Origin of the sequence: Gordonia hankookensis, from assembly GCF_014673215.1 — a bacterium.
GTDB classification, from domain to species: domain Bacteria; phylum Actinomycetota; class Actinomycetes; order Mycobacteriales; family Mycobacteriaceae; genus Gordonia; species Gordonia hankookensis.
Genome location: NZ_JACWMS010000001.1, coordinates 66,867 through 79,061 on the forward strand (window position 1 = coordinate 66,867; position 12,195 = coordinate 79,061).

At 66.3% G+C, this 12,195-nt stretch carries 13 protein-coding genes; 5 read left to right on the plus strand and 8 right to left on the minus strand.

The window, feature by feature from the left end; all coding sequences use genetic code 11:
- Positions 1-29: 29 nt before the first annotated feature.
- The 3 genes from mddA to IDF66_RS00325 form a co-directional block, all read right to left on the minus strand.
- On the minus strand, positions 30-836 hold the full coding sequence (gene mddA, locus IDF66_RS00315; RefSeq protein ID WP_223309074.1) for a methanethiol S-methyltransferase: 807 nt from the start codon (positions 834-836) through the stop codon (positions 30-32).
- The gene (locus IDF66_RS00320; RefSeq protein ID WP_190265358.1) at positions 833-1,576 is read right to left on the minus strand and encodes a hypothetical protein; all 744 of its coding nucleotides are present in this window, start codon (positions 1,574-1,576) and stop codon (positions 833-835) included. The genes mddA and IDF66_RS00320 overlap by 4 nt, the downstream gene beginning before the upstream one ends.
- Before the next feature lie 85 nt (positions 1,577-1,661).
- Complete coding sequence (locus IDF66_RS00325) at positions 1,662-2,021, minus strand: YchJ family protein (protein WP_388000468.1); 360 nt, start codon at positions 2,019-2,021, stop codon at positions 1,662-1,664.
- Between the two features lie 137 nt (positions 2,022-2,158).
- Between IDF66_RS00325 and IDF66_RS00330 the strand changes: the two genes are divergently transcribed.
- The 3 genes from IDF66_RS00330 (at position 2,159) to IDF66_RS00340 (ending at position 6,249) form a co-directional block, all read left to right on the plus strand.
- Positions 2,159-2,479, plus strand: coding sequence for a Rossmann-fold NAD(P)-binding domain-containing protein (locus IDF66_RS00330; protein WP_190265359.1), 321 nt, complete (start codon positions 2,159-2,161; stop codon positions 2,477-2,479).
- Positions 2,480-2,543: 64 nt separating this feature from the next.
- Positions 2,544-3,935: a pyridoxal phosphate-dependent decarboxylase family protein gene (locus tag IDF66_RS00335; RefSeq protein ID WP_190265360.1), complete on the plus strand. Its 1,392-nt coding sequence runs from the start codon at positions 2,544-2,546 to the stop codon at positions 3,933-3,935.
- 229 nt (positions 3,936-4,164) lie between these two features.
- A complete protein-coding gene (locus IDF66_RS00340; protein WP_190265361.1) occupies positions 4,165-6,249 on the plus strand; it encodes a glucose PTS transporter subunit IIA in 2,085 nt (694 codons plus the stop codon).
- A 22-nt stretch (positions 6,250-6,271) separates the two neighbouring features.
- On the opposite strand, the gene IDF66_RS00345 is transcribed toward IDF66_RS00340, so the two are convergent.
- From IDF66_RS00345 to IDF66_RS00355, 3 genes are read right to left on the minus strand one after another with little or no spacing between them, the layout of a single operon-like run.
- Positions 6,272-7,168 carry a sucrase ferredoxin gene (locus IDF66_RS00345; RefSeq protein WP_317628528.1) on the minus strand — a complete coding sequence of 299 codons (897 nt, stop codon included), beginning with the start codon at positions 7,166-7,168 and terminating at the stop codon, positions 6,272-6,274.
- Positions 7,165-8,397 carry a cupin domain-containing protein gene (locus IDF66_RS00350; RefSeq protein ID WP_190266223.1) on the minus strand — a complete coding sequence of 411 codons (1,233 nt, stop codon included), beginning with the start codon at positions 8,395-8,397 and terminating at the stop codon, positions 7,165-7,167. Before IDF66_RS00350 ends, IDF66_RS00345 begins: the two co-directional genes overlap by 4 nt.
- A gap of 10 nt (positions 8,398-8,407) precedes the next feature.
- Positions 8,408-8,659, minus strand: a complete 252-nt coding sequence (locus IDF66_RS00355) for a BatC protein (RefSeq protein WP_164309475.1) — start codon at positions 8,657-8,659, stop codon at positions 8,408-8,410.
- 181 nt (positions 8,660-8,840) lie between these two features.
- Between IDF66_RS00355 and IDF66_RS00360 the strand changes: the two genes are divergently transcribed.
- A complete protein-coding gene (locus IDF66_RS00360) occupies positions 8,841-10,475 on the plus strand; it encodes an MFS transporter (RefSeq protein ID WP_190265362.1) in 1,635 nt (544 codons plus the stop codon).
- Positions 10,476-10,510: 35 nt separating this feature from the next.
- Here IDF66_RS00360 and IDF66_RS00365 read toward each other — a convergent pair whose 3' ends face one another.
- Both IDF66_RS00365 and IDF66_RS00370 read right to left on the minus strand, forming a co-directional pair.
- Positions 10,511-10,813 carry an SHOCT domain-containing protein gene (locus IDF66_RS00365; RefSeq protein ID WP_190265363.1) on the minus strand — a complete coding sequence of 101 codons (303 nt, stop codon included), beginning with the start codon at positions 10,811-10,813 and terminating at the stop codon, positions 10,511-10,513.
- Between the two features lie 46 nt (positions 10,814-10,859).
- Positions 10,860-11,288 carry a DUF6325 family protein gene (locus IDF66_RS00370; RefSeq protein ID WP_190265364.1) on the minus strand — a complete coding sequence of 143 codons (429 nt, stop codon included), beginning with the start codon at positions 11,286-11,288 and terminating at the stop codon, positions 10,860-10,862.
- 189 nt (positions 11,289-11,477) lie between these two features.
- Here IDF66_RS00370 and IDF66_RS00375 point away from each other — a divergent pair, with 189 nt between their 5' ends.
- Entirely contained in the window at positions 11,478-12,194 is a 717-nt protein-coding gene (locus IDF66_RS00375; protein WP_317628529.1) for a DUF998 domain-containing protein, read from the plus strand.
- The last annotated feature ends 1 nt before the right edge of the window (position 12,195 follow it).

The following is a 12,195-nucleotide window of genomic DNA, read 5'->3' on the forward strand; positions in this document are numbered from 1 at the left end:
CGTCTGCCGTGCATCATGTGACCGGCCGATCAGACACGGTGGCGCAGGCCGGGCAGGAGCATGGGCACCCGCTTGCGGTACGCCAGGTAATCGGCACCGAACGCCCGGACCAGGTCCCGCTCCTCCAACTGGATACCGAGGAGGACGAATCCGGTGGTGGCGATGGCGAAGACGAGGTGTCCGACGGTCATCGTCGGAGTCACCCAGAACGCGATGAGGAAGCCGAGATAGATGGGATGGCGAACCATTCCGTACCAAAGCGGTGTGACGAACCGGTACGTCGGCGCCGGACGACCTCGCGCATCGGCGATCACCTGCCGCAGTCCGAAGAGATCGAAGTGGTCGATGAGGAATGTCGACGTCAAGACGAGTAGCCAGCCGGCCAGCGACACCGCGACCAGGACGCCCGACAACAGCTTTCCGGACACGTCCCAGAGCTCGGTGGTCACCGGGCACCACCACCACATGAGTGCGGCGAGGCACAACGAGGCGGCGAGCACATACGTGCTCCGCTCGACCGCGACCGGCACGATACGCGTCCACCATCGTTTGAAGCCGGCACGGGCCATCACGCTGTGCTGCGCGGCGAAGAGCGTCAGCAACACGACATTCACAAGCAGCGCGATCGCCGCTGGGACAGTCGGGCCGCCACGATCGATGGTCCGGGGAACGAGATCAGCGTCGCCGATCGAGATACGGATGTCCTCGACGAAGGCGATTGCCCAGGAGAACACCAGCAGGAAAAGAACATACACGGTTGCGCCGTATCCGACGGCGGCGATCCGCGCGGCAATCGCCGCGGCCCCGGGGGCCGGGCGGCGCATCGTCGTGGTCATGACGCAATCTCCGAACGGGCCGCGATCACATCGTCGGCCGACGGGTTCGGCGACGTGAAACTCGCCTGTCCGACAAAGAACAGACCGCGCTGGGGTAACCAGAAATCGCCGAGGGCCGCCTGGACGTCGAGCGGTCCGGGGGCACCGAGATCCTGCCCGCGATGGGAGGCCTCGGCGGTCGCCACCCGCCAGACCTGGAGCGGGGTGGCCCGGAACCGAGGTCCGTTCGGCGTCCGGCCACACAATCGCATGCGCCCCGCACCCAGCACGGCTCCGGCCATCGGCCCCATGGCAGTCAGGACCGATGGGCTGGTCATGGCCCGTAGGGGCATCATGGCACCCATCGCGGTCAAGATCCTCGTGGCCGGAGACGACGCCAGACCGATCCGCCAGTGCAGGACCCCGCCGAGAGTCACCTCGACATCGGCGTCGCCGGTCCAGGCGATGTCGATGGAGCGAACCCGCCGAACGTCCGCGGCCGCACCGAAGTAGCGGGGACAACTCGCCTCGGGATCGGTTGTCGTGTGTATTGTCCACCTGCCCCGCGGGTCTCGGTGCCAGATCGTCCGGTAGGGAGGGCCGAGCGAGCTGGCGACCATCTCGCGCAGTGCGAGATAGTGGCCCGATGCGAAGGGCATGCCCATGATGCCGTACCCGGCGAACCGTTCGTCGGTGCCACCCGGCAGTTCGGGACGTGTGCGTAAGGCGGTGACCGCTGCGTGTGGAGTGTGGGTGCTCATGGGGTCCAGTGTGTGCCGCAACCCGTCGTCGGTTCGTGGGGCAAATGCCTCAGATCCGGAGCGCGGACGAATTCGCTGAGCTCTCTTAGGAGACAACTCCGTCGACGTACACCCACTGTCCGTCGAGACGTTCGAACCGGCTGCGCTCGTGAAGTGAGCCGCGGATCCCGCCCCGCCTATGGTGCGCGGTGAACACCACCTCGCCGGTGGTGTCGAACGGCGTTCCACCGGAAGTGGATTCGATGTCGAGTCGATACCACTGCAGGGTGTCGTCGAGGTCGAGGACGCGGGGCCGCGTGCGCGGATGCCAGCTCGCCAGCAGGTGATCGCGATCGCCGACCGCGAACGCGGTGAACCGTGACCGCATCAGCGCCTCGGCGGTCGCGGCCTTCCGCTCGCCGGCGAGGATCGGCCCGCAGCATTCGTCGAGGGGCAAGCCCGACATACACGGGCACCGCTCGCTTCCCGATCGGACGTTCGTCGACATGCTCACGGTCGTGAGCCTATGCCCTCGAGACCGTCGACAGCGGATTGACAGCGTGCGCACACGCCGACCGCAGCACCGAACGGTGTGATGACATCATGATCACCACCGAAAACACCTCGACCGACACAGTTCTCGTCGTCATGGACGGCAGTACCCGCGCACATGCCATCGTTCACCAGGTCCTGCGATCGGGGCGCAACGTCGTTCTGACCGGCCCGTCGTCGCACGATGTCGTCCCGTTTGTCGATGCCGCCGTACGCGATCGCGTGTGGGCCGTCGTCTCCGATCCGTCGGATCCCGACCAGGTCGCCGCGGTCATCGAGCGCGCCACCGACATCGTCGGGCCGGTCATCATGATCGTCGACCCGAGTGGTCTGTTGTCCGACGCCCGCTCGGCCGACCGACTGGTCGCCTGACCCGACCGAACCGGTCGACAATGAACCGCCGTACCGATTGCCTGCGTCGAGTAGCTTCGGATTCGTGTCCGGCAACGCCACCGACCCCGATCCCACCGACGACGAGTTGGTCCTGCTCGCCGATGCCGACCGGCGTGCGCGGACGTGGACCGCGGGAATCGGTTCGTCGGCTCGCCGCGTCTTCCCGTCCGCAGAGTCGCTGGCCGGGTTGAGTCGTCTCGACGAGCCGCTCACCACAGCGGGCAGGCCGGCGGGCGAGACGATCGCGATGCTCGACGAGGTGGCCGGTGACTGCGTGGTCGCCTCCAACGATCCGCGCTATTTCGGGTTCGTCGTCGGGTCGACGCTGCCGGTGGCCGCAGCGGCAGAACGCATCGCTCTCGCGTGGGATCAGTGTGCATCGTCGTTCGACAACTCCCCCGCCGCGCACGTCCTGGAGAAGCAGGCGGGCCGATGGGTGCTCGATGCACTGGATCTACCGCGCGCGTCGGCAGTCGGCTTCACCACCAGTGCCACCGCAGGCGCCGTCACCGCATTGACCGCGGCGCGACGGGCGCTCCTGCTCCGCCACGGATGGGACGTCGATCAGCGCGGTCTGCACGGTGCCCCGACCGTCCGGGTCGTCATCGGCGAGTTGGCCCACATCACCGTCGTCCGGGCGTTGCGCATCCTCGGATTCGGGCTGGAGAACATCGAGCGTGCACCCGTCGACGAACACGCCCGAGTCACCGCGGCGGCGATGCCCGACCTCGACGACTTGACCCTCGTGATCCTGCAGGCCGGGGAGGTGAACACCGGCGAGTTCGATCCGTTCGCCGATATCATCCCGGCGGCACGCCGGGCGGGTGCCTGGGTCCACGTCGACGGCGCGTTCGGGCTGTGGGCACGGGCCTCCCAGACGCATCGCGTTCTCACCACCGGGATCGACGCCGCCGACAGTTGGACGACCGACGGGCACAAGTGGCTCAACACGCCGTACGACAGCGCGATGGTGATCGTCCGGGATGCCGACGCGTTGTCGTCGGCGATGAACTCCGATGCCGTGTATCTGGCCGGGTCGGCAGATGCACAGAAGAACCTGACGCTCGAGTTCTCCCGTCGGGCGCGTGGGATACCGATCTGGGCCGTACTGCGCACACTCGGCGCCGATGGTGTCGAGGAGTTGGTCGACCGCTGCGTCGATCTGGCGCGGCATGCCGCGGAAGGCCTGCGCGCCAACGGCTTCACGGTGCTCAACCGATGTGTGCTGAATCAGGTCCTGGTCCGGGGCGAGACCCCGGAGCAGACCGAGACTGTCCGGGACCGACTGCAGCAGAGTGGGCGCGTCTGGTTCGGCCCGACCGTGTGGCAGGGCGAACCGGCATTTCGCGTCTCGGTGTCGTCATGGCGCACGCGACGGGAGCACATCGACGAACTCGTCGAGCTCCTCACCGCGGAGCTCGCACGTTCGCGGTGAGTGCAGATCTGGACACCCATCGGGCTCGCCACGCTCGCATGCGACCACTCGATCATCAGCGAGAAGGGTGCCGCGTCACGATTGGCTACCGCCTTTGCCATCTCTGCGCGCCGGGTCGTCGATCGATATAGCATCGCCAGACGACGTGCACCTGTCGACATCGTCGCGACGGGCTTGGGACAACAACTCAATGGTCGAACCCAGGTACGGGCATTCTCAAGGGAGAGTCATGTCTACGAACTCGGCGAACCAGATCGTTCAGGGTGTCGGTGGACCCGGCAACATCGAGAGTCTCACCCACTGCGCGACCCGGTTGCGGTTCCAGCTCCACGACGCGTCGGGAGTCGAACAATCCGCGCTCGAGGCCATCGACGGTGTGATGGGAGCCGTCCCGCAGGGCGGTGACCGCTACCAGGTGGTCATCGGCGGCGGTGTACAGACCGTCTACAACGAGATCATGGCGCTGCCCGGGATGGGTGGCGGTGGCGCCCCGGTGGACGCAGCCGCCATCAAGGCCGCCGAGCGCGCCAAGGGGCCGCGGGGCAAGTCCGCCTGGCTCGACTCGCTTTTCGAGTACCTCTCCGACTCGTTCCGACCGATCCTCGGGGCTCTGCTCGGCGCCTCACTGTTCATCACATTCATGTCCCTGATGAGCACGCTCGGAGTGATCGGCAACTGGGCCGACCCGCGAACCGAACTGTCGCCGTCCTGGCAGTTCGTCAACCTGTGCTGGCAGTGTGTGTTCGTCTTCCTGCCGCTGATGATCGCGTACAACGCGTCGAAGAAGCTCGACGCCGACCCGTGGGTGGGGTTCGCGATCATGGCCGTCCTGATGCTGCCGACCTATACGAGCTTCGGCGAGAACGCCCAGCAGCACACCGTTTTCGGATTCGACGTCCAGACGATCGACATCTTCGGGGTTCCGCTGACGGTCTTCGACTACAGCTCGCAGGTGTTCCCGCCGCTGCTGATGGCCGCCGTCCTCGGACCGCTGTACAAACTGCTCAAGAAGGTGATCCCGGAGAACGTCCAACTGATCTTCGTGCCATTCCTGGCGATGCTGATCATGATCCCGTTGACGGCATTCCTCATCGGCCCCATCGGCGTCTACGTCGGCGCAGGCCTGGCCGACATCCTCAAGTCCATCAACGACTTCTCGCCGTTCATCTTCGCGATCGTGATCCCGCTCGCATACCCGTTCATGGTGCCGTTGGGCCTGCACTGGCCGATCAACGCGATCATGCTGCTCAACATCCAGACCCTGGGATACGACTTCATCCAAGGCCCGATGGGCGCATGGAACTTCGCCTGTTTCGGCGCCACTGCAGGCGTCCTTCTCATCGCCTGGCGCGAACGCGACGCACAGATGCGACAGACCGCGACCGGCGCTCTCGCCGCCGGTCTGCTCGGCGGCATCTCGGAGCCATCCCTGTACGGCATCCACCTCCGATTCAAACGGATCTATCCGCGAATGCTCGTGGGCTGCTTCGTCGGCGGCCTCATCATCGGCATCGGCGGTGGCGTCACCACGAACGCGTTCGTCTTCACCTCGCTGCTGACCATCCCGGCGTTCGACAGTGTCATCCTGTACTCGATCGCGGTGGCCGCCGCATTCTTCACGGCGATGGTCCTGGTGGTCCTGTCCGGCTACCGCACACCCGAACAACAAGCCGAGTTCGAAGCCGCGCGGGATGCCGGATTGCAATCCCCTGGCCCGATCCCCCTGGACGACTCGGCACACGGGGTCGCGACGGCGGCCGCCCTGGCAGATGCGGAGACCACGTCGGCGACGGCCGGTGGGGTCGCGGTCGCCGAGGCCCCGACCACCACGGGCACGGTCCGTGGCGCGATCACGGAGATCCCGGCCCCGCTCGACGGCACCGTGGTGTCGCTGAGCGAGGTCCCGGATCCGGTGTTCGCGAAAGGCACGATGGGTGGCGGCGTGGCCATCCTGCCGTCCGGCGACACCGTCTATGCCCCGGCCGTCGCGACGATCGTGGCCGCACAGCCGACCGGCCACGCCTTCGGCATGGTCCTCGACGGTGGCATCGAGTTGTTGATCCACATCGGCATCGACACCGTCCAACTCAAGGGCGAAGGCTTCGACGTCAAGGTCAAGGCAGGTCAGAAGGTCGAGGTCGGGACCCCGTTGGTCACCTTCGATCGCAAGGTCATCGAGGCCGCCGGGTATCCGCTGATCACGCCGGTGGTCGTGATGAACACGAAGAAGTTCGCGTCGGTCGAACAGATCGCCGAGGGCGAGACGAAGGTCGGAACCCCCGTCATCGCGGTCGAGGCGAAACCCGCGACGTGATGGCCCTTCTGGCGCCGGATTCTCAGGGACCGGGCCGGAGGACATTCATCGACACGAGGACGAACTGACGCACCTGACCCGCCACCTGCGAACCACACGTCGAGTGCAGTGGGTCGGACATCTGCTCGGCGAGGATCACCTCGACCGGGCCGTCCTGGCCGTCGAGTACGACGCGGATCCGGTGGTCGCCTCGCTGTACGTCCAGCGGCCCCAGCGCGTCGATCCGGTCCTCTCCGGTCTCCTGACGCACGAAATGCTGGGCCGCCTGCACCGGATGCGGCAACGAGGTCCGTCCCCGCAGGTACGCATCATCCAGCCTCCCCGCGTTGTACAACCGGATGAGGGCAGCGGGGTCGTCGCTCGAATCCACCCGCCCATAGCTCAGTCCGTGCGGTAGCACGAGCATCGTCGCAGCGAATCGATCACCGCCCAGATGTGAACATTCCCAGGTCCATTCGGGGAACTCGGTGGCGATGGCAGTGGTCGCCGCCCGGCCGCGCACCGCGCAGCACTGGTCATGTTTGCCGTGCGCGCAGATCGCGATCACCGGGTCCGGTGACGGTTCGCCGTCGGAGCCGTCCAACGCGATATCCAGATAGCCGGTCGGGTCGTCGACCTCTCCCTGCCGGATCGACTCCTCGCCCGGATTCGAGTGCACGACGAACCACCGCCAGCGCGGCGTCGGGGCACGCCTTCCCGGTCGGCGAATGGCGACTATGCGCATCCCCGTCGCCTCCACACGACGGACGACCGATCGGCCGAGCGCGGGATCGATGATCTTGGGTGAGTTGAGGAACACCGACGGTCCCCATGGGCCCGACAGCTCCAGGAGCAGCCAGGAGAATCCGGCCGAGGCCGTGCCGTACATGGGGTCGCCGCGATCCAGCGACTGATCGCTGCACGGGAGACCACCTGTCACTGCGTCGCCCCGGTTGTCGGCGGTTCGGCGGGAACCACAACGGCCTCGCGCAGCAGCCGCCGTACCAGGACGAGGCCGTCGGCGGTATCGAGTCCGGGCAGTGCGCCCGCGTGCACCGGCCACCCGCGGGCCACCGTGTCCAGGGCCTCAGCGCAGTACCCGGGAAAACTGATCGTCCGGCCATGCAGTCGCAGCTCGACACGCTCCCCGGCCCGGGACACCGATCCCACCAGACCGCGCCGCCAGCAGACCGCCGTCGCGGCGTCGAGGTCGGCGATGATGCCGAGTGTGCGCAACGGTCGAACCGAGACCGGTCGGGTCTGTTCGGCGAACCGCGCTCGCAATCGCGTGGCGGTGGCGGCACCGAGATCGGCGCTCCGGTCCCGCAGCACGGCGACGAGGGCCGCCATCGCCTTCGCCGCCATCGCCTCGGTCTCGTCCCGGTCGGTCAGGTCGATGGCCATCGGTAGCGAGGAACGGAACTCCTCGATGTGACCGAGTTCGTCGACGACCGCCCGGGCCAGGTCGACGACGGTCGTCGGGGACACCCCGACGGTGAGATGAATCGAGGTCTCAGCCTGCGCCTGTGCGGAATGAATCCACCCACGGGGCAGGTACAGCACGTCACCCGGGGTCAGCACTGTGTCGATGACCGGGTCGTCACTCGTCCGCGCCTCGATGGCCGCGCGATGATCGGTCCATGGCTGTGAGGCGAGCGGATCCCGGTGAACCGGCTCATGGACCGTCCATCGCTTGCGCCCATCGGTTTGCAGGACGAACACGTCGTGGACGTCGTAGTGCGCGTCGAATCCACGGTTGCTCGCCGGCGTGACGTACGCGTTGGCCTGCACCGGGTGGCCGAGGTCGTCGACCATGCCCCGACCGAAGTCGATCACCGGCGGCCACAGCCGATGCAGCCCCTGCAGCACGATCGTCGCGCCGGCCGCGAACTGGGCGAGAACCTGCGCGGAGTCGACCTGGTCGGGCATCTCCGCACCGAATCCGGCCGGACCCGTATAGCAGTCGCGACCGACGAGATCACCGTCCCTGGCCATCCGGATGAACGGTGTCCGCAGGCCGCGTCGGGAGATCAGTTCGTCGACATCCGATGCCGACAGCAGATCACCGAAACCGCGCGGCAGCGAGTCCGAACGGCTGAGCAGCGGCCGCCTGCCCCAGTATTCGCGCCCGAATATCGCGGGATCGACCGAGATACAGCGGCTGAGCATGGTGGCCCGGTCAGGCGGTTCCGTCGGCACCGCCGTCGTGGCCGTCGGGATTCGAACCGCCATCAGCCGTTCCCTCACCGGCACCAGCAGTTCCGTCGGCACCGCCGTCGTGGCCGTCGGGATTCGAACCGCCATCAGCCGTTCCCTCACCGGCACCAGCAGTTCCGTCGGCACCGCCGTCGTGGCCGTCGGGGTTCGAGCCGCCGTCGGCCACGCCTTCGCCGCCTCCGGAGGTCGTGATGTCATCGTCGTCGAGTGCCATCGGCTTCCTTTCGTCGTCGGAGCTCGTACGTGGCTCCTCTCCCACTATGAAGAGATCTCCCGGCAGTGTCCTGTCATTGCCAGGATCGATCCGCGACCGGCACTCATCCGATCCGAATGATTTCCTCTCACCGGGGACGACATCCGACGTCAGCGGGTGTTTTTCGGCGTAGCCTTGCCCGGTGCAACAGTGGCGCGTCCTGATCATCCTGTGCGCTGCACAGTTCATCATGGTGCTCGACACCACGGTCATGAACGTGTCCGTGTCCAGCGTCGTGGTCGACCTCGACACGACCATCACCCAGGTGCAGTTGGCGATCACGCTCTACACCCTGGTGATGGGTTCGTTCATGCTGTTCGGCGGTCGACTCGGCGACATGTTCGGACGTCGTCGGGTGTTCTCGATCGGCCTGATCGTCTACGGCATCGGTTCGTTGATCACCGCGTTCAGCCCCAACATCGGAGTTCTGCTGGTCGGCTGGTCCTTTGTCGAGGGTGCAGGCGCCGTGATGGTGATGCCGGCGATCATCTCGCTCACCGCAACCAATTACGACGGCAGGGACCGCGCCACCGCGTACAGCGCACTGGGTGGGATCGCCGCCGCCGGCGCCGCGGCCGGCCCGCTGATCGGCGGATGGGTCACCGAGGCACTGACATGGCGGGTCGTCTTCGCGGCCGAGACCGTGGTGTGTCTGGCCGTGATCGCGTGTGTGCGAGTCATCTCGGACACCGACCGGTCGGGCTCGCGGCGGATGGATTGGGGCGGCACCTTCCTCTCGGCCGCAGGTCTCGGCCTGATCGTGTTGGCGTTCTTGCAGTCCGGCACGTGGGGCTTCATCCGGCCGTCCGGGGCATTGACCATCGCGGGCAAGGAGATCACGCCGTTCGGGCTCTCGGTGGTGCCGTTCATGATCGCGACGGGGGTGTTCGTCCTCATCGGATTCTTCCACTGGGAACGTCACGTCATCTCGCGTGGTGAGACACCCTTGATGCATCCCGGTTTGCTGCGAAAACTACAGTTGCGCAACGGGCTCGTCATGATGGTCGCGCAGCAGACGATCATCGGCGGGATCTTCTTCGTGATCCCGATCTACCTCCAGTACGTTCTGCTGAAGAACGCATTCGAGACGGGTGTGAAGCTGGCTCCGATGTCGGTCGCCATGCTGGTCGCCGCCTTCGCGAGCCCGAAACTCGCTGCGACGCAATCGCCACGCCGCATGGTGCGCCTCGGTCTGATACTCGTCATCGCCGGATCGTCCGTCCTGGTGACCACGATCGAACCGCAGCTCAACGGAGTGTTGTTCGCGATCGGGATGGCGATCTTCGGGGCCGGATTCGGTTTCATCGCCTCACAACTCGGCAACGTCATCATGTCATCGGTCGGCGACCGCGACCGAGGTGAGGCCGGCGGCCTCCAGGGCACGGCGCAGAACATCGGGACGTCTGTCGGGGTCGCGCTCCTCGGCGCACTGCTGATCGCGTCGCTCAGCAGCGGATTCAACAATGCCGCACAGGCCGATCCGAACCTGTCCGAGCACAGCAAGGCCCGAGTCGCCGAGCTCTCCGCCGACGGGGTCGAGATCGTGACCGGAGATCAGCTCACCGAGGCGGCCGAGGCGAACGGCTTGTCGGCTCGGGATGTCGAGCAACTCTCTCAGCATTACGGGGAGGCTCAGATCCAGTCGATCAAGGACTCGATCCTGCTCGCCATCCTGCTTGCCGGGCTGGGCCTCGTCGTCGCACAGCGCCTCCCCCGACAACCCGGTGCGGAACTCGGGTCGACGCCGATGGTCGGCACCGAACCCGAGAACCCCTGACAGGCCTCACACCGGCAGTGCCCGAGACGCAGGATTCAGCTGCCGAGGATCTTCGCCTTCTGAGCGGCGAACTCCTGCTCGGTCAGGATGCCTTGCTGGTAGAGCGCACCCAGTTCCTTGAGTTGTTCGATGGTGTCCGGCGCCGGCGACGCGGCAGGCGCGGGAGGTGCGGGAGGTGCTGCTTGCGGCACCGGTTGGGGCTGCGCATAGCGCTGCTGATTCTCGTATTCCTGCTGCGCCCATCGGTTCGACTGACGGCGGGACACACGGTTGCTCACCGACGTCGCAGTTCCGGCGATGACGGCGGTACGCGCGGCCGCGCGGATGAGTCCGGGCATGATGATCTCCTTCTGAGGTTCGGGACGTGATCGCCGAACGGGGCCGTCAGGCCTCCGCGGCGTCCAGGGTTTCGAGGAATTCGTCCATCGGGATACGACCGGCGGACACCATCTGGCCACCGTTTCGTCGCAGTGCTGCAGCAAAGCCTGCAGCCCAGGCATTTTCGTACACAAGGATCGCCGCTGCGGTCCCCGGCTGCAGCACCGATGCTGCTTCGGAGACGTCGTCCGTCGAGATCAGATCGGTGGCAACACCGTCGAAAACCTCGAAATCGGCGCCCAGCTGGTCGAGTTCGATCTGGGTGATCGAGCCGTCCTCGTCCTTCATCACGAAGGCGAGATCGATGATGCGGATGACTCCGCGATCCACCAGGTCGATCAGGTAGGGAATCGCCTCTCCGGTCGGCTGCTTGTCTGGCCATTCCAAAACGACATAGTCGATGGGTCCGAGCTCTTGGGCGGCTTCTTCGGTCATGAAAACCTCGCTGCATCGCGATTGACAGGTGGTGATCGACCCTCCCGCATCGCGCGGAAACGACGACCCTGCGAACGATCCTAGTGCGAAGAGGTGGCTGTGCCGCTGCGTTCGACCGCATTTTCATCCCGGCCGGGTGAGAGGTGGATCCACCACGGGATCAGGGCAGGTCATCGCTAGGCTGTCTGGGTGACGTCCGCCTCGCCCCGACCCAGGCCGGGGCGTGTCGTCGCGGCGGGACTCCTGGTGGCACTCGCCGGTATCTGCTATTCGTCCTGGGTTCTGGAGTTCCTCTGGCCAAGTCCGCTCGATCCGTTCCGCAGTTTCCTGAGCGAACTGGACGCCGCACACCGCCCTCATCGCGAGGTGTACGTCGCGGGCGACATCACCACCTCGTGTTGCGCGATGCTCGCTGCGGTCGTACTGCTCGTGCCGCGACCCGTGTTCCGCGGGTTTCCGGCGATCACCGCGGTGGTGGCGCTTGGCACATTCGGGATGTCGACGATTGCCGACGCCCTCATGCCGATCGAGTGCATTCCCGGGGTCGACGCCGGCTGCCCGAACGAGCCAAGCGGAATCCTCCCGCAGCTACACCACATTCACGCCCTGACGAGCACGCTGGCGGTCTTCTCCATCTTCACCGCGATGATCGCGGCGACGGTCGCCGCCTACCGGTCGGGCACATGGCCGGAACTACGGGTGGTCGGGAGCACCGTGCTGGGCGTGATCGTGGTGTCGACGGTGTGGATGTTGGCGGCCGACAACCTCTCGGGCGATTTTCGTCTCGGTCTCGCCCAGCGCATCCAGGTCGGGGGGATGACGGTGTGGCTGATGATCTGGGGCTGGGCGATCGTCGCGTCGCGGCACGGCCGCGGCGCGGGCCACACACGGATGTCGGACGGGTGAC